Origin of the sequence: Azospirillum melinis (genome assembly GCF_013340935.1) — a bacterium.
Classification (GTDB): domain Bacteria; phylum Pseudomonadota; class Alphaproteobacteria; order Azospirillales; family Azospirillaceae; genus Azospirillum; species Azospirillum melinis.
On sequence record NZ_WHOS01000009.1, the window covers coordinates 52,262 to 74,756 of the forward strand.

The 22,495-nt window shown below is 68.0% G+C and carries 16 protein-coding genes; 6 read left to right on the forward strand and 10 right to left on the reverse strand.

Features of this window, described 5'->3' with window-relative positions:
• Positions 1-73: 73 nt before the first annotated feature.
• From GBZ48_RS09120 to GBZ48_RS09130, 3 genes are all read right to left on the reverse strand, one after another.
• Positions 74-253 carry a YdcH family protein gene (locus GBZ48_RS09120; RefSeq protein ID WP_174470751.1) on the reverse strand — a complete coding sequence of 60 codons (180 nt, stop codon included), beginning with the start codon at positions 251-253 and terminating at the stop codon, positions 74-76.
• Between the two features lie 233 nt (positions 254-486).
• Complete coding sequence (locus GBZ48_RS09125) at positions 487-1,170, reverse strand: tetratricopeptide repeat protein (protein WP_174470752.1); 684 nt, start codon at positions 1,168-1,170, stop codon at positions 487-489.
• Complete coding sequence (locus GBZ48_RS09130) at positions 1,167-4,718, reverse strand: tetratricopeptide repeat protein (RefSeq protein ID WP_174470753.1); 3,552 nt, start codon at positions 4,716-4,718, stop codon at positions 1,167-1,169. The genes GBZ48_RS09125 and GBZ48_RS09130 overlap by 4 nt, the downstream gene beginning before the upstream one ends.
• 146 nt (positions 4,719-4,864) lie before the next feature.
• Between GBZ48_RS09130 and GBZ48_RS09135 the strand changes: the two genes are divergently transcribed.
• On the forward strand, positions 4,865-6,130 hold the full coding sequence (locus tag GBZ48_RS09135; protein ID WP_174470754.1) for a tetratricopeptide repeat protein: 1,266 nt from the start codon (positions 4,865-4,867) through the stop codon (positions 6,128-6,130).
• A 22-nt stretch (positions 6,131-6,152) separates the two neighbouring features.
• Here the strand turns inward: GBZ48_RS09135 and GBZ48_RS09140 are convergent, their stop codons facing one another.
• A complete protein-coding gene (locus tag GBZ48_RS09140) occupies positions 6,153-7,055 on the reverse strand; it encodes a tetratricopeptide repeat protein (RefSeq protein WP_174470755.1) in 903 nt (300 codons plus the stop codon).
• 211 nt (positions 7,056-7,266) lie between these two features.
• Here GBZ48_RS09140 and GBZ48_RS09145 point away from each other — a divergent pair, with 211 nt between their 5' ends.
• The gene (locus tag GBZ48_RS09145) at positions 7,267-7,851 is read left to right on the forward strand and encodes a hypothetical protein (protein WP_174470756.1); all 585 of its coding nucleotides are present in this window, start codon (positions 7,267-7,269) and stop codon (positions 7,849-7,851) included.
• Positions 7,852-7,896: 45 nt separating this feature from the next.
• Positions 7,897-8,109, forward strand: a complete 213-nt coding sequence (locus tag GBZ48_RS09150; RefSeq protein ID WP_174470757.1) for a hypothetical protein — start codon at positions 7,897-7,899, stop codon at positions 8,107-8,109.
• Positions 8,110-8,149: 40 nt separating this feature from the next.
• On the opposite strand, the gene GBZ48_RS09155 is transcribed toward GBZ48_RS09150, so the two are convergent.
• A complete protein-coding gene (locus GBZ48_RS09155) occupies positions 8,150-8,566 on the reverse strand; it encodes a flagellar basal body rod protein FlgC (protein WP_174470758.1) in 417 nt (138 codons plus the stop codon).
• Positions 8,567-8,818: 252 nt separating this feature from the next.
• Between GBZ48_RS09155 and GBZ48_RS09160 the strand changes: the two genes are divergently transcribed.
• A complete protein-coding gene (locus tag GBZ48_RS09160) occupies positions 8,819-9,634 on the forward strand; it encodes a PP2C family protein-serine/threonine phosphatase (RefSeq protein ID WP_174470759.1) in 816 nt (271 codons plus the stop codon).
• Between the two features lie 48 nt (positions 9,635-9,682).
• On the opposite strand, the gene GBZ48_RS09165 is transcribed toward GBZ48_RS09160, so the two are convergent.
• Complete coding sequence (locus GBZ48_RS09165; RefSeq protein WP_174470760.1) at positions 9,683-11,275, reverse strand: DUF4384 domain-containing protein; 1,593 nt, start codon at positions 11,273-11,275, stop codon at positions 9,683-9,685.
• A 275-nt stretch (positions 11,276-11,550) separates the two neighbouring features.
• Between GBZ48_RS09165 and GBZ48_RS09170 the strand changes: the two genes are divergently transcribed.
• Together GBZ48_RS09170 and GBZ48_RS09175 are read left to right on the forward strand one after the other, a co-directional pair.
• A complete protein-coding gene (locus GBZ48_RS09170) occupies positions 11,551-13,212 on the forward strand; it encodes an alpha-amylase family glycosyl hydrolase (RefSeq protein ID WP_174470761.1) in 1,662 nt (553 codons plus the stop codon).
• 188 nt (positions 13,213-13,400) lie between these two features.
• Entirely contained in the window at positions 13,401-14,501 is a 1,101-nt protein-coding gene (locus GBZ48_RS09175; protein ID WP_174470762.1) for a TRAP transporter substrate-binding protein DctP, read from the forward strand.
• A 59-nt stretch (positions 14,502-14,560) separates the two neighbouring features.
• Here the strand turns inward: GBZ48_RS09175 and GBZ48_RS09180 are convergent, their stop codons facing one another.
• The 4 genes from GBZ48_RS09180 to GBZ48_RS09195 all read right to left on the reverse strand — a co-directional run bounded on the left by GBZ48_RS09180 (position 14,561) and on the right by GBZ48_RS09195 (position 22,461).
• On the reverse strand, positions 14,561-16,609 hold the full coding sequence (locus tag GBZ48_RS09180) for a hypothetical protein (RefSeq protein ID WP_174470763.1): 2,049 nt from the start codon (positions 16,607-16,609) through the stop codon (positions 14,561-14,563).
• Positions 16,606-18,015 carry a flagellar hook-associated protein FlgK gene (gene flgK / locus GBZ48_RS09185; protein ID WP_174470764.1) on the reverse strand — a complete coding sequence of 470 codons (1,410 nt, stop codon included), beginning with the start codon at positions 18,013-18,015 and terminating at the stop codon, positions 16,606-16,608. The genes GBZ48_RS09180 and flgK overlap by 4 nt, the downstream gene beginning before the upstream one ends.
• Before the next feature lie 144 nt (positions 18,016-18,159).
• Positions 18,160-20,769, reverse strand: a complete 2,610-nt coding sequence (locus GBZ48_RS09190) for a flagellar hook-basal body complex protein (protein ID WP_174470765.1) — start codon at positions 20,767-20,769, stop codon at positions 18,160-18,162.
• Positions 20,770-20,979: 210 nt separating this feature from the next.
• The gene (locus GBZ48_RS09195; RefSeq protein ID WP_174470766.1) at positions 20,980-22,461 is read right to left on the reverse strand and encodes a tetratricopeptide repeat protein; all 1,482 of its coding nucleotides are present in this window, start codon (positions 22,459-22,461) and stop codon (positions 20,980-20,982) included.
• Positions 22,462-22,495 lie beyond the last annotated feature (34 nt).

Below are 22,495 nucleotides of genomic sequence, written 5' to 3' on the forward strand. Positions count from 1 at the left end.
CGGTCCACCTCAACCCGGCCTTTAAACCCTATTCAAGGGTGAAGATCAAAGGTCGTTGCTGTGATTGGGGGGATCAGTTCATCTGGTCGGGGCGCGTCAGGCGATCGATCTCTTCCTTGACGTGCAGCTTTTCGAGTTTGAGGCGCTTTACTGCGCTCTCATCCGGCCATGAACGCTTTTCCTCGTCGAGGATCGCCCGGTCCAGGCGCATGTGCTTTTCCTGCAGAGACGAAAGGCGAGCTTCAGTGTGCATGAGTCGCTCTCCATGTGATCAGTCCGCGTCCCGCCTCAATGTGACGGTCCGGTAACAGCAGTGTTAACCGATCCGAACTGCCGAACAACCTTAATCTTGCGTTTTATGCGGTCAAACCATGCGAAAAGATGCCTCAACCGTTCAGACGTATGACAGTGGGTCGCAGGGGTGGGATCTTGAAATCACTTCGCGCACCACCATCCGGAGGCGAACAGACCCTTTGGACCAAAGGGTTATGTCCCCTGTGGCAAGCCAACGGCCGATTCAACGATGTCGGAGAGCGCCCTGCGCACTTCGTCACGGCCAGGCTGAAGCACCAGCGCTTGGCGATACCAGCCGGCAGCCTCGCCCTTGCATCCCAGCCGTTCGAGGATCGAGGCGAGCCTGACGGCGACGGAGGGAACCGTCGGATCGAGGCGGGCGGAGCGTCGCAACGCTTCTGCCGCCGCCTCGGCCCGACCGAGGCTGTCCAGCGCGATGCCCCATTGATGCAGCACCGCCGCACCGGTGCCGAGCCGTGCCGCTCGGCCATAGGCTTCCGCCGCCCCCGCGGTATGGCCGGCTTCTCGTTCGGCATGGCCAAGCCCCTCCAGCGCCGTCAGCAGGGTTGGCGACAACATTAGGGCATGGCGGAACCGGCGGGCGGCATCCTCCGGCCGGCGCAGGGCACGCAGGATCTTCGCGCGATTGACCGCCACCTCGGTCGCTCTCGAGTCCAGGGTTAGCGCGTGGGCGAGCTGCCCGTCGGCCTCTTCGAGCCGGCCAAGCTGCGCGACCAGCAGGCCATAGCGGTGCAGGGCTTCGGCCTCCGCTGGTTCACGGGCGAGGATGCGGCGGTAAAGACGCTCCGCCTCGTCGAAGCCGCCGGACTGGTGACGGTCGAACGCCTCGGCAAGCAGGCTATGGCTGTCGTTCATCCGGTCTGAACCAGCGCCGCCAGCGCATGAACCGCCCGCCGCGCCGCGTCGGCCAACCCCTGGCCTTCCTGCGGCTGGATCAGGCGCATGGCCGGGAACCAGGGCCGCACCCCGGTGCCGATTTGCGTCCAGTCGCGGGTGCCGAGCCGCCAGACCGGCGTGCCCAGCGCACCCGCCAGTTCGCCGACAGCGGTGGCCGGCGAGATCACCAGATCCAAGTTGGCGATCAAGGCGGAAACGCCTTCGAAATCATCCTTCAGGTTCAGGTCGTCCCACCGGTGCAGCCGTCGCGTTGCCGTCTCCACCCGGGCCAGTTCGGCGGTGCAGTCGCCATATTGCAGCATCACCACGCTGACGTCGGGCATGTCGAGCAATGCCGCCCAGTCGGCAAGGCCGGTATAGGCGGCGGCACGCTGCGCGGTGACGATCTGGCTGCGCCATGCCAGCCCCACCTTCAGGCCGGGCAGGGCGGCAAGGCGGTCGCGCCACTGGGCGACGAGGCCGGGATCGGGGCGCAGATATGCTGGACGGTCCGGATAACGCGCCACCCTGTCGCGGACCAGGGCGGGCAGGTTCCCCGCCGGCATCTGCAGCTCGCAATCCGGCGGGTCGATCGTCTCCCGCCCGGCGGGGTCCGCCGTCTCCGCCCGTACCGCCACCCAAGGAAAGGAGCGGGCGAAAAGGCTGACCAGCCGCCGGTCGCATTCGACGGTGACCGGCCCATCCAGACCGTTCAAGGCGTCGAAGCAGGAGGCGAACAGAATCTCGTCGCCGACGCCCTGTTCCGACCAGACCAGCAGTCGCCGGCCCCGCAGCGCCTCGCCCATCCAGACCGGCCGGTCGATACGGCGGGCCCGCTGCAACTGCCGGGCGGAGAAGCGACGCGAATAGCCGGCCCAGCCCTCGGCGATGCGCCCGTCGGCGAGATCCATCAGCCCGAGGTTCCAGGCCGCCAGCGCGAAGCCGGGATCGACCCGCAGGGCGCGGCGCAGATGGCTCCTCGCCTCGTCCAGCCGGTTGGACAGCGTCGCCATCGTGGCAAGGTTGTTGTTGGCCTCGGCCGACTCCGGTTGCAGGGCCAGCGCACGGCGATAATGGCCGGTCGCCTCCAACGTCTGCCCGGTCAGCTCGCAGGCATGGCCGAAATTGGCATGGGCTGGAATATGGTCGGGCTGGATGGCGATGGCGCGGCGATGCAGCCTTATGCCCTCAGCCGTCCGTCCGCCGATTTGATGGACAAGGCCCAGATGGGTCAGCGCCTCCGGATAGGCCGGGTGCAGGGCCAGCGCGCGGGCGAAGGCGACGGATGAGTCGGCGTGGCGCTTTTCCATTTCATGCACCAGCCCCAGATGGTTCCAGGCCTGGGGAAAGGCCGGATCCATGCGCAGCGCTTCGCCGATCAGGGCGAGCGCATCGTCGTTCCGCCCGGTCTGGTGCATCAACAACCCTAGCAGATGCAGGGCATCGGGATATCCAGGGGCTTCGCGCCGGGGATCGGCGGCAATGGCGGCACGGTAGGCCGCTTCCGCCTCATCCGGCCGGCCGGTGCGGTGAAGGTCGGCGGCATGGTTCAGCAGCGCATCGAAATCGGCGGGCGTTGCCGGTTCGGGAACCGCCTTTTCCCCGGGAGCAGGCTTGGGCTCCGGCTTCATGGCGCGCAGTGCCTCGGCAATGGCTCCGATGATCGAGTCCAGCGCTTCGCCCGGCCGCGGCTGGAACAGCCGCATGGTCGGGAACCAGGGGCGGGTTCCAGTGCCCAGTTGGGTCCAGTCACGGCTGCCGAAGCGCCAGACCGGAACACCCAGCCCCCCGGCCAGTTCACCCGCCGACATCGCCGGCGAAATCACCAGATCCAGGTTGGCGGTCAGCGCCGCCGCGCCATCGAAATCGTCCTTCAGGTTCAGGTCCACCCAGCGGTGGATGGTCACACCGAAGCGCTCCTCTGCCGCCCGAATCTCGGCCTCGCACTCGTCATACTGCAAATTGACGAAGACCAGTCCGGGCACGGCGAACAGCGGTCCCCAATGCTCCAGCATCACATAGGCGGCCTTGCGGTCGACGGTCATCAGCTGGCTGCGCCAGCCGATGCCGACCCGCAGGCCCGGCCCCAGCCCCGCCAGCCGCTCCCGCCACCGCTCCACCAGCGCCGGGTCCGGCACCAGCCAGGGGCCTTGCGGCTCGAAGGCGGACAGGCTGGCGCGCAGCAGTTCCGGCAGATCGCCCGCCGCAACCTGAAGATCGCAGTCGGGCGGATCGATGCTTTCCCGCAAGGGCTCGCCGAAAGCGTCACCGGTGCAGCTTTCGGCTCGCACCGTGGCTTTCGGGAAGGAGCGGCGGAACAGCGGCACCAGACGCGGATCGCATTCGATGGTGACCGGTCCGCCCGCCCAGGCGACGACGTCCGGATAGCAGGAGGCGAACATCATCTCGTCGCCCACGCCCTGTTCCCGCCAGATCAGCAGCCGCTTGCCGCGCAGCACCTCTCCACCCCAGCGCGGAATGGGGAAGTGCCGGTTCGGCACCGCCTCGCCGGCGGCGAAGCGCCGCTCGTACCCGGCCCAGCCGCGCGCGATGTCGCCGTGAAGAAGCGCCAGCAGAGACAGATTGTAGGTGGCGGTGGCAAGGTCGGGCTGCTGGGCCAGCGCCTCCTCGAAGCAGGCCGCCGCTTCCTCGTAGCGCCCCTGCGCCTGCAAGGCGTTGCCGAGATTGTAGCGCGCCTCCACGAACTCCGGGTGCAGGTCCAGCGCCTGCCGGTGGCAAAGCTCCGCCTGATCGGGACGGCCAAGCCGCTTCAGGACGCTGCCCAGATTGTTCAGCGCGGCGCTGTGGCGCGGGTTGCGCTTCAGCGCCTGGCGATAGGCGATCTCGGCACTCTCGAAAGCGCCCTTCTGTTGCAGGACGGCGCCAAGATTGTAAAAGGCGGTGGCATCGTCGGGGCGGTGCCGGGTCACCAGCCGGTGCTGTGCGATGGCCTCGTCCAGCCGGCCGGCCATCGCCAGCGCGTCGCCGAGATTGTTGTGCGCCTCCACCATGCCCGGCGCCAGCCGCACCGCGCGGTCCAGCGCCGTCACCGCCCCGCCATAGCGGTGCAGCGCGGCATGGCCGTTGCCGAGATTGTACCAGGCCTTGGCATAATCCGGTTTGAGCGCCAGCGCCGCGGCGAAGGCCCGCTGCGCCTCGTCGTGACGGCCAAGGGCTGCCAGCGCATTGCCCAGATTGTGCCGCCGCTGCGCCCCCTGCGGGTCCAGGATGGTGGCGTTGCGGTGGGCCTGCACCGCCTCGTCCGGCCGGCCGGCGGCGAACAGCGCGCTGCCCAGATTGTCCCAGTAATCGGCGACCCCCCTGCTCTGCGCCAGGGCCTTGCCGATCAGGGTCACCGCCTCTTCCGCATGGCCCGATTGCAGGGCCAGCACCCCCAGCAGATGCATCGCGTCGGCGTTGCGCGGGTCTTTGGTCAGCACGTCGCGATAGCCGCGCTCCGCCTCGGCGGCACGCCCGGCCTGATGGTGTGCCACTGCCTGCGCCAGCATGTTGGTGTGCTTAGCCACGTTCCGGCCCCGTCCCTGACTGCCCGCACCCTCAAAGGGAGTGCCATCATCGGTGGATCACGGTAAAGATGCCATTGATATCGGCGGGGAATCGACCGGCGGGAGAGGCCGGCAGAAAAGGCCGGCGGGAGAGGGGAGAACACGCGATGGCAGGGTCACGCTCGTCCTTGCGGGGCGGGTTGCGCAGGGGGCTGGCGGGAACCGCCCTTGCGCCCGCGGTGAAGCTCGGCCGGCAGGCGGACGTGCTGGCCGCCGCCGGCGACGCGGCGGGGGCGGAGCCGCTCTATGCCCAGGCGCTGGCCGCCGATCCGACCCTCGCGGGCACCCACAACAACCACGGCAACGCCCTGCGCGCGCTTGGCCGTCTGGACGAGGCCGCTGCCGCCTACCGGGCCGCCGTCTCCCATGGCCTGCATGAGGGGATGGCGCACTACAATCTCGGCTCCGTCCTGCGTCAGGCGGAGCGGCAGGATGAGGCGGAAGCCGCCTTCCGTCAGGCGCTGGCGCTTCGCCCCGACCATGCGGAGGCCTGGAACAACTGCGGCAACCTGCTGCGCGACCTCGGCCGCTTCGGCAGGGCGGCGGTCGATTACCGGCGGGCTTTGGCCCTTCGGCCGGACTGGGCCGATGCCCATGATAACCTCGGGGCCGTGCTCTATCTGCTGCACGAACAGGGTGGGGAGGAGGACGCGGCGGCGCTGGCCCGGCTTTGGCGGCGTGATCACCCGGACAACCCGCTGGCCCGCCACATCGGTGCCGCCATCGCCGGGGAGGAGGCCGACCCGCGCGCGCCCGACGACTATGTGCGCCAGACCTTCGACCTGTTCGCCGATGAGTTCGACCGCAAGCTGGCCGAGCTGGATTACCGTGCCCCGGCCCTTCTCGCGGGCCTGCTGTCCGATGATGAGCCGGCCGGCGACCTCGACGTGCTGGATGCCGGCTGTGGCACCGGGCTGTGCGCCAAAGCGCTCAGGCCCTATGCCCGCCGGTTGGTCGGTGTCGATTTGTCGGATGGCATGCTGAACCGCGCCCGTGCCCGCGGCCTGTATGACGGGCTGTATGCGGCGGAGCTGGTCGGTTTCCTGGCCGCGCATCGGCTGGCCTTTGATCTGATCATGGCGGCCGACGTCTTTTGTTATTTCGGCGTCCTCGATGACGCTCTGACCGCTGCCTGCACCGCGCTGCGCCCCGGTGGCCGGCTGGCCTTCACGGTGGAGATGCTGGACCCGGCCGACGGACGGCCCCACCGCGTCGCCACCCACGGCCGCTATGCCCATGCCGAAGCCTACATCTGCACTGCGGTGGCGAATGCCGGGCTTGTGCTTCGGCGATGCGACCACGACCGGCTGCGTTTCGAAAGCGGCGAACCGGTGACCGGGCTGGTGGTGTTGGCCGAGCGGCCAGCGGTTTAGGCCAGCGGTTCAGGCCAGCAGTTCAGGAACGTCGGCGCGGCCGGCGGAACGGAGCGGGCTTGGGGTCCGGCTTGACCGGCTGCGGGGCCGGCGCGGGCCGGGCCAGCGCGTCGGCCTCCTCGATGCGGCCCAGCGAGCGAAGCGCCAGCGCCAGAGTGTCGCGTGGCGCCGGATGGGCCGGGTCGATGCGGACGGCGTGGCGGAGCGGGGCCAGCGCCGCGGCGGCGTGGTTGGTCGCGGCCAGCGCGATGCCGAGATTCAGCGCCGCCGACAGGAAATCCGGCACCAGGGCCAGCGCGTTGCGGAAGGCGATCACCGAATCTGCGCGCAACCCGGCGGCGAACAGGGCATTGCCCAGAAGGAAGGCGATGTCGGCATCCTGCTGGTCGAGTGCCGCGGCCCGGATCAGATCGGCCAGCGCCGGCGTCACCTGCCCGGATTCCAGCCGCAGACGGCCGCGCGCATGCAGCAGATCGACCAGCTTTTCCCGCGCCGGATCCAGGGCCGGCTCGATCTGCAGGGCGCGCTCCAGCATCGTGGCGGTGGCGTCGATGGCGGCCGGATCGCTGCGGCCATGGCGGGCAAAGGCGCGGTCTGTCCAGGCCTCCGCAAAATCGGGGCGCAGGGCCAGCGCGCGGCGATAGGATCCCTCGGCCTCATCCAGCCGGTCGAGCCCGCGCAGCAGATTGGCGCGGTTGGCGTGAATGTCGGCCGCCTCCGGCCGCAGGGCCAGCGCCTTGCCGATCAGCGTCAGGCCGAACTCTCCCCGGTCGATCTGTCCGGCAAGCACGCCCAGGTAATGCAGCGCATCAGGCTGCTCCGGCTCGACATCGAGGATGCGGGTGTAGAGTTCCTGCGCCTCGCCGAAACGGCCGGCGAGATGCAGGTCGAGCGCCAGCGTCAAGGCTTCGAGGATGGTAGCCATGGTTCAACGCTTTAGGACGACCGGTGCCGTCACCGCAAGCATGTGGACGGGAGTATCTTAGTTTTCGACATAAATATTTTGCGCATCGGAAACCCCCTTTCTCCATATGGGTTAGAATCCCCACTCCAAATAAGTGTAAAGAAACCCTTTACGCGCAGCCAGGGTTAAGGTAATTTAATGTTCAACATTCACCGATCCGGACAGTCTGGTCATGAACGTGGCGGTGGCCACATCGACGGTCTCGCGGCCGTTCGCCTTCATGACGCCCCGCGGCAGCGATGCCGTTGACCCAGGGGCCGGCACCCGGACTCCGACCTCCAGCACCGTCCCGCAGGCGGAAGCCGATACGGCCGGTCCAACCGAGCCGCTGGTCAACCGCTTTCCGACCGTCGCCTTCAGCTATGACACCGACGCCTCGCGGCTGGTGATGCTGTACCGCGACCCGGCCAACGGGAAGACCGTCTCGCAGATTCCGACCGAAGCCGCCCTGAAGCAGTACAAGGAAGCCCAGCAGAAGGAAAAGGACGCGGAACGCGCCTCCCTGCTGAAGCTGACGGTCGGCGAAAGCGGCCAGGGCGGCCAGACAGGAGGACAGGCGGGCGGCCGCTCTGCGGCCTATGGGCGCGGCGGGACCGATGGGTCGGCAACGACCGGCACCGCCACCGCTTCCACCCCCCGGACCGGGGCTCCGGTCACGTCGACCGCTTCCGCCGCCGCGGCATTTGTGGCACACTCCGCTTCGGTCGCGACCACTTCCGCCGGCACATCCGCCGGTCGGGTCAATGTCGTGATCTGAGGACGCCCTGTTCCAAGGGCGTGGTTTGCAGGGGGCAGGATGGGCATGGATGTCACGTCATCGACCGCCGGTGCGGCAATGTCCCTGATGCAGGCGCAGAGGCAGATGGCTTTCGGCGTCAAGGCGCTGAACCAGAACGCCGAACAGCAGCAGGCGACGGTCGAGACCATGATGCAGTCGGGCAATGGCTCCGGCGGTGGCTCCGGTGGCGGCAACGTCACGCCGACGCGCGGGCAGAATCTGAACATCACCGTCTGAGTTCTCACCGGCGGATTCCGGCAGTCGGGTTTCCCGTCGGTCAGACTTTCGAATCGAGCAGGGACGTCAGCATCTCGTCCTGGGTCCGAACCACCGCTGCATTGGCGCCATAGGCCCGGCCGGCCGCCATTTGATTGATTCTCTCGGTCGCCAGATCGACGTTCGGCGCCGCGACCATGCCGTCGCCGTTCGCCGCACTGTCATCGGGCGCATATTCCTGCAAATAGGCCGGCGTGATCGGCGTGAAACTGGTGCGCGTGCCGGGATTGGCGTCGCTCTGTGCGACCCCGATGGGCTGGTAGGCCGCGCGCTTGCCGTCCGCGCTGCCGTCCGCGCTGCCGTCGGCGCTCGGAACGGCCCCGGTGGAGCGCACATTCGCGACGTTGGCGGCCGAGGCGTCGAGCCGCCGGGTCTGGGCGGTCAAACCGCTGAGCGCGATGCCGATACTGCCGACCATAACGGTCCATCCCTTGTCCGACGGCATATCGGGGAACCTTAGCACATCGGATGCCCGACACCAGCGGAGCATCGCCGGCCTGTAACAACCCCAATGCAATCGCCGCTGTATCTTTCGCGGGGCTTGCGCCATTATCGGGCAAACGGCCGCCGCTCCTTTCCCTTGCCGCCGGTATCCCGCCGGTGCTTTCGGCCCTGATGGGACCGCTTTCAATCGAGCCGGCCCAGATGCGAGACGGGAGCCGCCGCCTGAATGCCGAACGCCGCCTTTGCCCTGACCGTCGCCGGGCTGACCGACGTCGGCCGCGCCCGTTCCCGCAACGAGGACGATTTCCAGGTCAGTATTGCCGGTGAATTCGCGGTTGTCTGCGATGGCATGGGCGGCCATGCCGGTGGCGACATCGCCAGCCGCAAGGCGGTTGAGGTGATCTCCGGCATCCTGCGGGACCAAGCCCCGTCCGATCCGATCGCTCTGGTGAAGCGTGACGACGCCGACCGCACCCAGACCGACCCGGCGGCGACAGAGCCGACGGTGCGCCATGCGCTGTCGGTTGCACGGTCTGCGGTGCAGCAGGCCAACCGGGCGATCCACGAGCTGAATCTGGCCCGCGGATTCTCGTCGGGGCGCGGCATGGGCACCACCGTTGCCGGGGTCTGGCGGATTCCCGGAACCGCCTATATGGCGGTGTTCCATGCCGGCGACAGCCGGGTCTATCGCCTGCGCGACGGGGAACTGCGCACCCTGACCCGCGACCACAGCCTCTATCAGGTATGGCTGGACAATGGCGGGCGCGGAACCGCACCGCAACGGAACATCATCGTCCGCGCGCTCGGCACGGCGGAGGATGTGGAACCGGAGGTCAGCGTGCAGTCGCTGATGCCGGACGATGTCGTCATGCTCTGCTCCGACGGACTGAACGGCATGCTGCCGGACGGCGTCATCGCCCGCATCCTGCGTCAGGAATCCGACCCCGCCCTTGCCGCCGCCGCGCTGGTGGATGCCGCCAATGCGGCCGGCGGAATGGACAACGTGACGGTGGTGGTCGGACGCTTCGCCGCGACCGTCTGACCGTCCCGGCAGGATCCATCCATCGAGCCTCGCCGGTCACCCTGCCAGTCAAGGCCCGGTGGCGATGAAACGCGCATCCGCCAGCGCCGCCGGGGCATCGTCCGGCAGTGCAGCCAGCGCATCGGTCAATGCAGCCAGATAGTCGGCTGCCGGCTCCTGCTCCGGCCGCGGGTTGGCGAAGAGAGGCACCGCCGTGGCGATGGTCAGCAGCATTTCGGTTCCATAGGGCGGGCCGATGGTCCAGGAACGCCCGGTCCCCGGCTTCCCGTCCTCCCCCCTCTCGCCCAAGCGGCGCGATGCGCCTGCGGCGAGCGCGATGGCGCTGTCCGACGGGTTGGGGAGCAGATGCACGACGCTGCCGTCGATGGTGAAATAATCGACCTGCAACCGGACCGGACGGGCCGGCGCCCGGATCTCCAGCATCAGCGGATCGCCGGCATTCAGCGCCGGCCCCTCCAGCATGCTCACCGCCAACGGCTCGGCCAAGCCGCGGTTGGCGTCCAGCGCCGTGGCGACGCTGCCCAGGGGCGCGCAGAACCGCGCATCCGCGGTCGCGAGGTCGAAGCCATGGTCCCAGCCGGCGGCAAGGGTCTCGACCGTTTCGCGCACCGCCGTCTCCGCCCGCTCCCCGGCGACCGTGCCCGAAACCAGCAGCCTTCCCCCGGTCGTTTCCACGCCGGCCAGCGCGCAGGGAATGGAGCGCAGCGCCGCCGCCACCGCCGCGACCGGCGGCTGCCGGGAAGCTGCCGGGGGAGGGGCCGGCGCCAGGGAGGGCGCCGGTGCAGGGGAGGATGTGGGGGACGATGCAGGCGGCTCGGCTGCCGGTTCGGGTAACGCGTCTTTGACCATCGCCACGGGTGGCGGCAGAGGCGGGGCAGGCCGGTTCAGGACCGTTGCCGCAGCCAAGCCGCCCAGCACGGCAACGCCGCCGAGCAGCAGCGGCCAGCGGCGGGCACACGCCGGTGCAGCGCCGGCCGACGAAACGGACGCTCCATTCAACGCGGTGACGGCCCGGAGCAGCACAGCTGCGTCCGGGAACGCTCCAGCCCCATCGTCGCGCAACGTCGCCAGCAGGGCCGACACCCCCGGCCGCTGGTCGTGCCCGGCCAGAAGCCGTTCGGTCAGTCCCACGGCGGCGGCCAGATCGTCGCGCCGGTCCACTGCTGCCGCGGTCAAGGCCGCACGTCCGAACTCGGCGACCACCGCCGCCGGTCCCGGGCGCAGCACGGTGTCGGCACCGAGCGCACCATGGATCACGCCGGCCCGATGGGCTGCGGCGAGCGCGTCCAGCACGCGGTTCAACGTCGCGACGGTGTCCTCCCACTCCAGCGGTCCGTCGGCCAGCCTCGTGGCGAGCGTCGGCCCGTCGGCCGGTGCCGTGGCGACGAAGGCGGTGCCGGCAAGCTCGCCGGAGGCCAGGATTGCCGGAATGGCCGGATGTGACAGCCGGGCCGCGGCGCCCGCCATCCGCCGGAACCGCTCCAGCCCGGCGGCATCGGCGCACAGACGGCCCAGCGGCACGGTCCACAGCGCCACCGCCTGTCCGTTGGCATCCAGGGCACGGTGCAGCCGGGCGTCGCCGTCCTTCCGGATCAGGTCGAGCAGCCGGTAACGGCCCAGCCGCTTTTCGCCTTCCGCCATGGCCATTCCAACCGCCGTCCCGTCCCGCCGCATTCTCGCTCCCCGGCCAGAGTCGCCATGACCGCGCCGCTGGTATAGCCGCAGCGCCTCGCAACGGCCAAGGCTCAGGGCACCCACCCGCAAGTTTCTGTCCCGATGGCCGGTCCCGTCGAACGTCCTAGTCCTGTGACGACGAACGGCCGGTAACCTTTCGTTAGCCATGACGCAGGAAGCTGATACCGCGAGCCGCACCTCTGCGACCCGCATGTGCACCACCCGGCGCGGAGCCTGCTGCCTTGCCCCACACACTCCCCCTTTCCCAATCGTCCGGCCCGAACCTGTCCTGGCTGAACGGGGCGGCGCTCTACCAGATCTATCCGCTCAGCTTCCGCGACCATGGCGGCGACGGCTGGGGCGACCTCGACGGTGTGATCGAGGGGCTGGACCATGTGGCCTCGCTGGGGGTCGACGGGGTGTGGATCAGCCCCTTCTACCCGTCGCCGCGCACCGACTTCGGCTATGACGTCGCCGACCACCGGGCGGTGGATCCGCGCATGGGCAATCTCGCCGTCTTCGACCGGCTGATCGAGCGCGCCCATGGGCTGGGTCTGAAGGTGCTGGTCGATCTCGTCTGCGGCCACACCTCCAACGCCCACCCCTGGTTCGTCGAGAGCCGCCGGTCCCGCGACAACGACAAGTCCGACTGGTATGTCTGGGCCGACGCCAAACCCGATGGCACCGCACCGAACAACTGGCTGTCGGTGTTCGGCGGCGCCGCCTGGAGCTGGGAGCCGCGGCGGCGGCAATATTACCTACATCATTTCCTGTCCAGCCAGCCGGCGCTGAACCTGCACCACCCCGCGGCGATGGATGCGCTGTGCGAGACGGCCGAATTCTGGATGGAGCGGGGGGTCGACGGCTTCCGCATCGATGCCGTCGACTTCTTCGCCCATGACCCGCAGCTGCGCTCCAACCCCGCCGCCGTCTGGCGCGGGTCCGAACCGCCGCTGAAGCCCTTCGCCTTGCAGCAGCACATCTACGACATGATGCACCCGGCCATCGGCAGTATCCTGTCCCGCCTGCGCGAGACGGTGGAGCGCTATCCCGGCCGCGTTCTTCTGGGCGAGCTGTCCAGCCAGCCCGGCGCCGGCCAGCGCATCGCCGCCTATTGCACGCCGCAGGGACTGCACGCCGCCTACACCCTGTCGCTGGCCAAGCAGCCATTCAGCGCCAAGGGATTCGCCCAGGCCCTGAGCGCCGCCGGACGACCGGAGTCGATCTGCTGGAGCCTGTCCAACCACGATGTGGAGCGGGCCGCCAGCCGCTGGCTGCCCGCCGGTGCCGATCCACACGCCTTCAACGCCCTGCTGGCGATGCTGGCCGCGTCGCTGCCCGGCACCGTCTGCCTCTATCAGGGGGAGGAACTGGCCCTGCCCAACGCTGTGCTGGAGCAGCACCAGCTGCGCGATCCGTTCGGCATCACCTACTGGCCCGATTTCCAGGGACGCGACGGCAGCCGCACGCCGATGCCCTGGCGGGCCGCCGAGCCCCATGCCGGCTTCACCGTCGCCGACCCCTGGCTGCCGGTGCCCGACGCCCATCGCGACCTCGCCGTCGACCGGCAGGAACGGACCGCGGGCAGCCCGCTGGCGGTGTGGCGTGACGCCCTCTCGCTGCGCCGCGACCTGGAGGCGCTGCGCAGCGGCAGCGTCACCGCGGTGGAGGAGCATGGCGACCTGCTGTCCTTCGAGCGCACAGCCGGCGACGACCGCCTGCTGGCAGTCTTCAACATGGCCGACCGGCCGGCGGAATTCGCGTTGCGCGGCCGTGGCGAACCGGAAGCTTTGCCCATTCCCCGCGCGCCGGGCGCCCTGCCGCCGGAGTTGACCGCCGATGGACGGACGCTGGTGATGCCGCCGCTGTCGGTCTTCCTGGGACGCCTGCGCACGGCGGCCTGAACCCGTCCCCGCATAAGCTCTTCGAGGGTGTCGGTTGCACCCTCGAAAGGCAGGCATGCACATTTATGCGATGCGGGGCGCCGCATCGGATGCTTTGTTACACTCTCGCCTAAGTCGCTGTAATTCCCTGATTCATCGCGGGTCGCGGAAATTGTCAGCAATAGCAATAATCTTGCGGAGTAGCGGGAGTGGAAAGAAGAGCGTTTCTCACCAAGGCCGGCGTCGGTGCCGTTTCGACCGTTGCCGCCTCGACCCTCGCGGCCCCGGCCATCGCGCAGAGCCAGCCGACCATCCAGTGGCGTCTGGCGTCGAGCTTCCCGAAGAGCACCGACATCCTCGTCGGCACGTCCGAACTGATCGCCAAGCGCGTGTCCGAGGCGACCGACGGCAAGTTCCAGATCCGCGTGCATGCCGCCGGTGAGATCGTCCCCGGTCTTCAGGTGCTGGACGCCGTGCAGAACGGCACCGTCCAGTGCGGCCACACCTGCGGCTACTATTATGTCGGCAAGGATCCAACCTTCGCCTTCGACACCGCTATTCCTTTCGGCCCGAACGCCCGCCAGCAGAACGCCTGGTTCCAGTATGGCGGCGGCCAGGAGGTGATGCGCGCCTTCTTCGCCAAGCACGGCATCGTCCAGTTCCCGGCCGGCAACACCGGCGCCCAGATGGGCGGCTGGTACCGCAAGGAAATCAAGTCGCTGGCCGACTTCAACGGCCTGAAGATCCGCATCGCCGGCATCACCGGCCAGATCATGGCCAAGCTGGGCGCCGCCCCGACCCAGATCGCCGGCAGCGACATCTACCCGGCGCTGGAGAAGGGCACCATCGACGCGGTCGAATTCGTCGGTCCCTATGACGACGAGAAGCTGGGTTTCGTCCAGGTCGCCAAATACTACTACTATCCGGGCTGGTGGGAAGGCGGGCCGCAGGTCTCGCTCTACATCAACCAGAAGGAATGGGAGGCGCTGCCCAAGTCCTATCAGGCGATCCTGACCGCGGCCTGTGCCGAGGCGAACGGCGCGATGACCGCCCGCTACGACGCCGAGAATGCCAAAGCGCTGAAGCGTCTGGTCGCCAAGGGCGCCCTGCTGCGTCCCTATCCGCGCGACCTGATGGAGGCCGCCCACAAGATCGCCTTCGAGCTGTACGACGACATCGCGAAGACCAACCCGGACTTCAAGGCCGTCTACGACAGCTGGAAGCCCTTCCTGGAGGAAGTGCAGCTGTGGTTCCGCGTGGCCGAGCTGCCCTACGACAACTTCACCCAGTCGGCCGGCCGCTCCAAGTGATTGGCTGCGGGTTCTGACGGAAAGCAGGGGGTGGCCGGTCCGGCCGCCCCCATTCTTTTTCAGGCGAGATAATTCAGCAGCGACAGCTTCTGCGTCTGGCCGGCGACGGTGTAGGTCGCCTGCTGGACATTCATCGCGCTGCTCAGCCGGGCCGCGACCTCGGTCTGGTCGATGCCCTCGATCTTGGCGAGGCGGTCGGTCAGGGTGGCGACCGAGTCCGTGTGGGCGTCCTTGTTGGTCTCCAGCGTGGCGGCGTCGGATGCGACCTTGGCGTGGACCGAGCGGATCTGATCCGATGCCTGGGTCAGCATCTCGCGCGCCTGGGTGCTGTATTCGGTCCATTTGCCGGGGTTGGCCGCCGCCGTCCGCACCAGCTGCATCGCCTTCACCAGCGTCTGGAACGCCTGATCGTCGGCGCTGACCCCGTAGGTCAGGTTCAGGTTGTCGTCGATCGTCACCTGCGACTTGCGGTACGCGTCGGCATTCTTGCCCTTGGTCAGATATTCGGAATCGTAGAAGGGCAGGTCCGGCGGCTCGGCATTGGGCACGGCGGTCTGGCTGTCCTGCTCCGGCGGCAGCGTGCCGACCGAGATGGTGTTCTGCAGCGACCCGTTCGTCACCTTGGCGCTGGTCGAGAACAACGACGAGCGGCCGGGGTGGTTGGGATCGGCATTGGCCGTGCTGGTCAGCGCGATGCCCGGACCATTGCCGAGCGCGTCGATGGTGACCGGCGGGGCAGGGTTCAGGTTGCCGAACTGCTGGCGCAGCTTGTCGGCGACCTGCCCGACATTGGTGACGCCGGCGGCATAGTCGGTGTCGCTGACCGTGTAGCTGACCTTGTAGGACTGGTAGGGCGGCAGGTCGTGCGGCTCGGTCGGATTCTTCAGGTAGTAGTTCTGGTTGTACGGATCGTCGGGATCGCCGACCGAGACCGTGAATTCGAAGGTGTCGCCGATGTCCACCGCCGCACCGTTCAGGGTGAAGCGGTCGATCTGCGGCAGGGTGGCCGTTGGCGCCTGGGTGGTCGACGGCGCGGTCGCGGTGTTCTCCACCGTGGCGGAGTTGACGACACGGGCGGACAGGTCGAACTTCTGCCCCGGCTGCTGGCCGACCAGGGAGATGATGCCGTTGGAGGTCGACACCGTCATCGGCAGTGGCGGGGTGGCGGCGTTGATCTGGGTGGTCAGCGTCTGGGCGACGAAGGTCAGCGTCTTCGGGTCGGACGCCTGGATCTGATAGCCGAAGGTCTTTCCGGAGACCGTCACCTCGAAATAATCGTCGGTGTTCACCACCGCGCCGTTCAGCGTGATCTTGCTGGTCTGCGTCGTCGCCGTCAGGTCGGTGACCGGCTCCGTCCCGAAGCGCGATCCAGCGAACAGGTAGCGGTCGCCGAAGCGCTGGTTCAGCAGGGCCTGGATGTCCCTCATCGCGCCCTCGGCGCGGTCCTTGACCTGATCGGCCTGCGGGAAGCTGACGGAGAAGCTGCTGCTCGACGCCGCCTTCAGGCTGTCGAAGGTCAGGTTCAGGATCGCGCCCTCACCGGGACCGCCGGAGATGTTGAAGTTGTAGCCCTTGCCGTCGTTGGGCGGGGTGGTGCCCAGGTTGATGGAGCGGGTGGTCTTGCCGCCCAGACCGTCGGTCACCGTGACGTCGAAGGTGCCGTTGGTGCCCTGCTGCGACGGGACCGCGGTGACCGTGTATTTGGCGCCGACCGTCAGCGTCGACTTGGACGCGTCGATCGACAGCTTCATCCCGTCGGGATTGGTGTTGGTCGGCGTGGTGACGCTGGCAGGACCGGGCTGGAAGGGGAAGGTCGTGCTGGAGGTCCAGCTCGATATGATGGACTCCATCGAGGTCAGCACCTTGTCCGTCGCTTCGACGCGGGGCGCGGCGGTGTTGATGCTCTGGATGTAGTTGGTCTTCTTCGCCATCTCCGCCCGCAGGTCCAGAAGCTTCTGCACCTCCGGCCCATAGGCGTTCAGATCGACCGACTTCTTGCCCGTGGTCAGCTGTTCGGACAGCTGGTTGATGTCGTTCTGGCCCCCGGACAGGTTCCGGACAAGGCTCAGATATTTCGAGTAGCTGCTGACTCCCGTTATCGAGCTCATCGGACCACCGCCTCCAGCGCATCAAACATTGCATTGGCCACTTGCATGACCCGTGCCGAAGCCTGGTAGGAGGTCTGGAGCTGCTGAAGCTGGGCGATTTCCTCGTCGATGTTCACGCCGGTCTGCGACTGGTAGCGCTCGCTGAGGAGCTGCATGGACTCCTTGTTGGAATCGGCGGCGGTGCTGGCCGTCTTGGCCGCGGCCATCCAGGTGCCGGTGATGGCGCTGCCCATCGCGCTGTAGGTGGTGTCCTTCATCTGAAGGCCGTCGGCGCTGAAGCTGCGGCCGGCGGCATTGACCGCCTTGACGATGTCGTCGATGGCGGACTGCTTGACTTTGCTGGTGTTGTCCAGGAGCTTGGCGTTGATGGTGATGGTGAAACGGTCGGTTCCGGTGAAGAACTGGTTGGCCTGTTCGCCGGCGGCGGCCGGGCCGGCATTGTCGTAGGCGTCGGCGAAGCTGGTGGGCTCGCCCGGCTTGGTCGGACCGGTGAAGGCCTTGGCGAACTCGTCCAGCTGCGAGCGCAGCTTGCGGATGATCTCCGTCGTCGGGTCGCCGCTGGCCGGGGTCGGCGGCTCGGTGGTCGAGCCGTCCTTGCGCATCTGGATCAGCGAACCCAGCTTGCCGGTGGTCAGGTGGTTGTTGATCGAGGTGACTTGATTGCCGACCTGTAGGTTGATGTTGCCGCCGTCATAGGAAAGATTTGCCGGCTGCGCATCGACCAGCGCCAGGCCCGACGGGGTGAAGATCGCCAGCCGGCCGTCCGGCCGCTCCACCGTGCGGATTCCCATGTAGGTGCTCAGTTCGCGGACCAGCCCGTCGCGCTTGTCGGCGACGGCGTTGGCGGCGGCCCCCTGGCCCTGCAGCGACACCATGTCGTTGTTGATCGAGTTGATCTGCTTCAACAGGTCGTTGACCGTGTCGACCGACTTGGTGATGTCGGTCTTCATGTCGCGGTCGATCTGCTCCACCCCCTCCGACACGCGGCGGATCTCGCGCGAGAAGTTTTCGGCCGCCTGGACCAGCTGGTACTGGGCGGTCTCGTCCTCTGGCGAGGTGGACAGCGTCTTGATCGCGGCCTGGAACTTGTCGGAATAGTCGTTCAGCAGCGGCGTCCCGTTGGTGGTCCGCATCAGGTCGCCCAGCTGCTGCATGTAGGTGGTCGTCACCTGAGATCCGCCATCGCGCGAGGTCAGGTCCATGACCTGGGCCATCAGCGCCTTGTCGACCTCCCGCCGATAGGTCGTGCTGACCACCTGACCGCTGGCGTCCACCGACTGCTGGGCAGTATGGCGCGTGCGGTTCGGGTCGTTGGCCTGCGCGATGTTGTCCGAAACCAGCTTGACGCTGGTCTGGACCGTGCGCAGCCCGGCCGTGGCACTGTTCAAGGCTGCGAAGAGGGACATGGCGGGAGACCTTTCACGGATCGGGATGGTCGGGGCGGTGCCGGGACGGCTGCCGCCCCCCATTCAAACGATCAGGGAACCGGCGATCGGGAAGCTGGCGATCGGTAGAGAAGCAATCAGGCAATCAGAAGGTCAGGGCCGCGCTTAGCGCTTCAGCCCCAGCACTTCCTGAAGCATTTCATCCGAGGTGGTGACGATCTTCGCGTTGGCGGAATAGCTCCGCTGGGTGACGATCATCTTGGTGAACTCATCGGCGATGTCGACGTTGGAGCTTTCGACGCTGTTCGCCACCACGGCACCGGCGCCGTTCGTCTCCGGATCGTTGAAGTTCGGCTTGCCGGCCTCTTCGCTTTCGATGAAGACGCCGCCGGATTCGCGCTGCAGTGCGTTGGGGTTGTTGAAGGTGATGATCGGCACCTTCGCCACCATCTTCGACCGTCCGTTGTCGTAGTTGACCATGACGGTGCCGTTGTCGCCGAACACCACGTCCTTGAACTGCCCGCGTGGCGCGCCGTTCTGGACCAGCTGGGTGACGTTGATCTCCTCGCCGGCATATTGGGTCAGGCCGCCCGGCTTCTGGTACTTGCCGAGGTTCAGCGTGATCTGCTGCGGGCCGAAGCCGTAATCGACGGTGAAGGTGACGTTGGCGGCGGATCCGGCGGACTGGTTGGCGGCGCTGACCGCCGAGCCGGTGCCGACCAGGGCTGTGGAGATGTTGGTCAGCGTGCCGACCGTCTCCGGGGTCTTGCCGAAGGTCAGGCCGATATGGGCCGGCGTCTGGCCGGCGACCGCACTCTGGTCCAGGGTGAACTGGGCGGCGGGAGCGTCGACGACCGTGCCGGTGGCACCGGCCGCCGTCAGCGTGTTGCCGCTTGCGGTCGCTCCGGGGACGACCGAGGCGAAATACTGCATGACCTTGGCCGGCGTGTCGTACAGGCCGTAATTGGCGTTGGTGATCGTCAGCGGATAGGTCGTGGCGCCGACCGTGATGTTGTAGGTGTCGCCAATGTCGACCGTGGATCCGTTCAGCGTCACCGTGCCGGCGCCGGTCATCGTGTTGGTGCCGGTCGGGCTGGCCGCGGTCTTGGAGGTGACGGTGATGACGCCGCCCTGCGCGGTTGCCGTCACCGGCAGCGAGGTGTTGGAGTTGATCTTGTTCGCCAGCGCCGCGGTGATGTCCTCCATCGTCATCTCTTCGCCGGTGGTGCTGTAGGTCACCGCCGTGCCGTTGATGCTGAGGGTGTACTGCGTGCCGATGTCGCCCGGCGTGCCGGTCAGGGTCACCGTGCGGCTCTGGCGCACGCCGGCCACGCTGGAGACCGACGGCAGCGAGCTCATCGTGTTCACCGCGGTGGAGGAGTTGGTCACCGTGGCGCTGGAGGTGACGTTGGTGTTCACCGCATTGGCCTGGATCGACAGGATGTTGCCGGCCGACGAAGCGGTGACGCTTGAGCCCAGCGCCTGGTTGATCTTGCCGGCCAGCTGCGAGACGACGTCGCTCACCGACGAATAGCTCTGATAGGTCGCGGCGGTCACCGTGTAGCTGATCGCCGTGCCGTTCACGTTGATGGTGAAGGAGTCGCCGACCTCGACCTGGGTCTGCGGGAACTGGAACTTGTCGATCTCACCCGCGCTGGCGGTCGCCGCCGTCGAGGTCTGGTTGACGATGGTGTTGGTCGTGTTGGTGCCGGACACCACGTCCGTGTTCAGCTTGAACGGGGTGCCGGGTTCGCGGGCGGTGACGCGGATCGTCTGGCCCGACGAGGTGGCGAGCACCGAGGCCGCCGGCGAGGCGGAGTTGATCTGGTTGGCCAGCGCGCCGGCCAGCCCGGAATAGGTCCGGAGCGAGCCGATGTTGTCGGCGGTGACCTTCAGGCTGTAGTTGGTGCCGTCGACCTTCACCGTGTAGGTGTCGCCGATGCGCAGGTTGTCCTGGCCGTTGGTGTTGTTGCCGGCGATGGTGATGACGTTGACCTGTGCCACTGCCGTCTGGCCGGCGATGTTCTGGCCGAAGGTCACGGTGGCGGGGTTGCCGGTGAAGGTGCCGTCGACCGGCTTGGTGTTGGAGCCCGGTGCGTCCAGGACCATGCGCCAGCTGCTGTCCGCCTGCTGTCGCCACTTGAAGTTGACGGTGCGCGGGTTGCCCTGGCTGTCGAAGATCTGGATGCTGCTGTCGGGGACCTTTTCGCCTTCCTTGGGCGTCGCCGGCAGGTTGGCCGCCAGGTCGATGGTGTTGGTCGCCACCGGCTTGTCGATCAGGGAGTTGACCTGGATCGGCGCCACCTGGTCCTTGTGCAGGACGCCCGTCACCGGATCGACCAGCCAGCCGTTCAGGGCATAGCCGGCGCTGTTGACGAGATAGCGGCTCTTGTCCAGTTCGAAGTCGCCGGCGCGGGTGTAGAAGGCGGCCGACGAATTGACCGTGCCCGTCTGCGTCTGCACCAGCGTGCTGGAACCCTGGGTCGCCACCTTGGTGACGCTGAAGAAGCCCTGGCCCTGGATGGCGATGTTGGTCGGGCTCTGCACCTGGGTCAGGCTGCCCTGGATGTTGTTCATGAAGACCGGTTGCGCCGTGACCCCGCCCGGCTCGTGCAGACGCTGGCTGGACTGCAGGACCATCGTCTCGAAAGCAGAATCGACACGCTTGTAGCCGATGGTCGAGCTGTTCGCGATGTTGTCCGAGATATGTCCGAGCGCCTTCGACTGGGCATTCAGGCCGAGAACGGCGGTTGTCATCGAACCGAAGATGCTCATGGCCGGGGGTCTCCGAAAGAAAGGGCAAAGGTCTTCTGCGCCCTATCTAGCAAGCGGAGTGCCAACTGCCGCTTCGGATGCAAGCCATTGAGAAAGCTTTGTTTTTTGAACAAGCTGTACGGAGGGGCCGGAAATTGCCGCCCGGTAGGAAAGTTTCGCCTAGTGCCGACGGGGCGGAGGGGCAGAAAGCTCCCGCCGAAGTTGCCGCTTCTACCGGGCGGTCCGGACGGCGCGGGCGGCCTGCGCCCTCAGCACGGCGGCGGCGGTGCCGAGCGTCGTGGTCCAGTCGCCGGGGCGCGGCTGGCGGAACAGGCGCAGCGACGGGTACCAGGGGCTGTCGGCCCGATCGAGCAGCCAGCGCCAGTCCGGCACATGGGGAAGCATCAGCCAGCACGGCACGCCCATCGCCCCGGCAAGATGGGCGATGGCGGTGTCCACCGTCACCAGCAGATCGAGGTTGGCGAGAATGGCGGCGGTGTCGGCGAAGTCGCGCACCCGCTCCATCGCGTTCGGCACCGTCACACCGGGCAGGCGGTCCAGCCCGGCGGCGGCCTCGCCGGTCTGCAGGCTGACGAAGCGCACGCCCGGCACCATCAGCAGCGGCAGCAGGGCCGCCGCCGGGATCGAGCGGTTGCGGTCGTTGCGGTGCTGGGGGTTGCCGGCCCACACCAGCCCGACCCGGAGGGCAGCACCGTCCTCCCCCGGTCCATCCAGCCCGTCCAGCCGGTCGCGCCAGCGGGCGACGTCGCCGGGATCGGGGGCAAGATAGGGCACGGTGGCCGGAATGTCCGGCAGGCCGGTGCCAAAGGCCCGCGGCAGGCTCATCAGCGGGCAATGGATGTCATGCGGCGGCGGATCCTCGCCACGCGACAGCACCTGGATCGACGATCCCAGGTCGCGGTTGAACAGGCGGTAGAGCAGCATATGGGTTTCCAGGATCACCCGCCCGCCGCCCGCCGCGGCGATCTGCGCCACCAGCGGGGCATAACGGACGAACTGGATGGCGTCTCCGAAGCCCTGGTCCATGTGCAGCAGGATGGTGGCGGCGCCCGGCGGCTGTCCGGCCCAGGGCGGAGTGGCGAAGCGCTGCCAGCGGTGCTCGAACCCCTCCCATCCCGCGCGCAGGTCGCCGCGCACCAGCCGCCCCACCGCGCGGGCGAGATGGGCGTCGGCACGGGAGGGCTGGCGCGCCAGCACGGCGTCGAAGCAGGCCTCCGCCTCGTCGAAACGGCGCTGGTCGCGCAGGACGGTGCCGAGATTGAGCAAGGTCGCCGCATGGCCGGGCCGAAGCCGGGCCGCACGCTCCAGCCAGCGCCGTGCATCGGGGTAGCGCGCCAGCGCATGCAGGGAGGCGCCTTGTGCCTCGAGAGCGTCGCCGTCGGCCGGATCGAGCGCCAGGGCCCGCCGCAGAACCGGTTCCGCCCGCTCCGGCATCTCCGCCGCCCGCAGGGCCGCTCCCAGATGGCCCCAGGGCGCCGGGGCGGCCGGACGGACGCGCACCGCGCGGGCGATCCATCGCACGGCAGCCGCCGCGTGGCCGGTCTGCGCCCGCAGGACGCCGGACAGGTGCAGCGTGTCGGGTTGGGCCGGGTCCGCCGCCAGGATCCGCCGGTAGGCGTCGGCCGCTGCATCGGCATGGCCAGCCATGTGGTGGTTGACGGCGGCGTTGAGAGCGTCCAGGAGTGTAGCCATACCCTCTTCTCTACACCGGCCGGCCGGGCAGAGC